The organism is Pseudomonas sp. CM25 (assembly GCF_013179705.1).
Lineage (GTDB): Bacteria > Pseudomonadota > Gammaproteobacteria > Pseudomonadales > Pseudomonadaceae > Aquipseudomonas.
This window is the reverse complement of the sequence record NZ_JABMCW010000615.1, coordinates 1-1,612: the sequence shown is the minus strand read 5'-3', so window position 1 is coordinate 1,612 and position 1,612 is coordinate 1. Positions and strand designations below refer to the sequence as shown.

At 55.0% G+C, this 1,612-nt stretch carries 1 protein-coding gene; it reads right to left on the bottom strand.

Annotated elements, in window-relative coordinates; genetic code table 11:
- Positions 1–1,171, bottom strand: a 1,171-nt coding sequence (locus HP546_RS30020; RefSeq protein WP_172233439.1) for a phospholipase D-like domain-containing protein, incomplete at its 3' end; no start/stop codon positions are given.
- Positions 1,172–1,612 lie beyond the last annotated feature (441 nt).

Below are 1,612 nucleotides of genomic sequence, written 5' to 3'. Positions count from 1 at the left end.
ACTCGAACAGCTTCACACCATGCTGAAGCAAGGTCTTGCGATAGGGCGCGTAAGCACCGTGCGAAGCCGGTACGTCGGTGGCCTCCAGAGAGTTGGTCAGCAAGCTGATCGACACGCCGGCGTCGGCTCGACGGGTCAGGTACACCACTCCCGGATGGCCAGGTACCATATAGGCCGACACCAAGATTAGCTCCTTGTTGACCCCGTTGAGCTCGGGTGCCAACTGGGTGGCCAGAAGCAAGTGCGGAGCAGGTTCACCACTTGCCAATACCTTGCTCGGTGCATCCCACATCGCTTTGTTCCAGGCCCAGATCAACTCCCTGCGCCAGTCATTCAGGCGTGGCTGGGTGGTATAGCTCATCAATTGCCGGTAGAGCGCATGATTCTGGGTGCGAGTTTCCTCTAGGGACGCAACCAGCCGAGTCCGAAGATCTTTCAGATCTCTGCTGGTCGGCTTGAACGATATGAACTGCTCGATGGGCTTGCTGAGGACACTGTTCCAGTACTCGTCAAAACTATGTCCCAACTGTTCCGCGACCGGGCCGACACTGAGCATGTCAACGTCAGTAAAATTTCTGTTGGGCTCCGCATCGAAATACTCGTCCCCCAGATTGCGCCCACCGACGATGGCCACACAGTTGTCCACCACCCACAATTTGTTGTGCATTCGCCGGTGTTGCCGGGAAAGGTTGAAGAGCCGGCCCATCGTGCGTGTCACGACGGTACTGCGGCCCAAATGAAGAGGGTTGAATACCCGGATCTGTATATGCGGATGCGTCGTCAGTGTCGCGAGGGTTTGCTCGAGGTCGTCGCTGGTGGTGTCATCGAGCAAAATCCTGACGCGCACTTCACGGTCGGCCGCGCGGAGCAACTCGCTCAGCAGTATCCGAGTACTGATACCGTCGTGGACGATGTAGTACTGCAAATCAATGCTGCTCTGAGCACTACGAATCAGCTCCGCGCGGGCGGCAAAAGCTTCGGCACTCTCCGGGAATAGGCGGAACCCCGATTGACCGTGATGTGGAGCAACCTGGGTCTGGATAGATCGACCGAACGCCGAACCGTTTGCAGGCAAGGCCTGACTGGGTTCGTAGGGGGTGTTGGGTGTTGCACATCCACCAAGGAGAACCGTGAGTGAGAGAGCGGCAATCTGGAGCTGTTTGGTTCTCACTGAGCGCACCTTGACGATGGTGATGTGGGTCTCGGATGCCGAAGAATGGCCATTCCCTTACCACCCTGCATTCGGCCGTAACGACCTTCTGCAATGCGTCTTCGATCTGCGGCTTTTCTGAAGCGTAGTTCATTCCCAAGGACTGCGACGTTGGCCCTGTGCGAAATAGATGACGCCGATTAGACCAGCCAGGCAATCTAAGACCTACTGCCAAATTTTATACAAATCACATTGCGAATTATTTCATATACGCCTATCTCCACAGAGTACGATCAGCGTGGCCCGACCAGGTCGGTCAGACCTGGTCATTTATCTTGCCGAGTTAGATAAATTTTGTTACGTGTCAGGTTGCGAACAGTGCAAGCTATTAATAAGTTATTCAACCTCCTCCTTGATTGACCTCAATCGCGGGTGCAGTTTTTGATGGCGCTGGCAATAAAG